Below are 573 nucleotides of genomic sequence, written 5' to 3'. Positions count from 1 at the left end.
AATCAACACCGTTTGCGTTTCGTCGGTTCCTTCGCGGTCGGCAATCACTTCGACCGGAACGCCGGCCGGCAGATACTGGAACGCCGCGTCAAACGCGTCCTGCCAGCCGATCTCATCCTTGACCAGGCTTAACGGCTCATCGTGCTTCGGCCAGCCATAACCCGATCCTTTTTGCGAATCGGTCGGCTTGAGTCTCAGCGTACGGATTTCGTCTCCCGCTTGCAGACCAGCCGCTTCGGCCGGGCTGCCAGGCAACACCTCGGCGACTCGCCGCTCCAGCGAATAAGAAACGCCTAGCATGTCGACCGCCAACTCGCTGCGGTAGCCGCTTTGCGTGTTGTACTGCTTCGGCTGTCGCATGGGGACCGAGAGGGTCACTTCTTCCCCATCGCGGTTGACCACCACATCGACCGTCTCTCCGGCGTATTTCGCAGTGCGGGAAGCCAACGTATAACCGTCGGCGGCCGGCTCGTCGCCGATCGATACCAGTTTGTCACCCACCTTCAATCCATGCTCCGCGGCGGGCGAACCCTCCTGGATATGCAGGATCGGCGTCATCTCCATCACCAGGCC

At 61.3% G+C, this 573-nt stretch carries 1 protein-coding gene; it reads right to left on the bottom strand.

The features are described from left to right. On the bottom strand, positions 1-573 hold a 573-nt coding region (locus C5Y96_RS09340), incomplete at both ends, for a PDZ domain-containing protein (RefSeq protein ID WP_114322171.1).

It is taken from the genome of Blastopirellula marina (assembly GCF_002967715.1).
Taxonomy (GTDB): Bacteria; Planctomycetota; Planctomycetia; order Pirellulales; family Pirellulaceae; genus Bremerella; species Bremerella marina_B.
The sequence above is the reverse complement of the archived record's forward strand: the minus strand, read 5'-3'. Positions and strand labels throughout refer to the sequence as shown.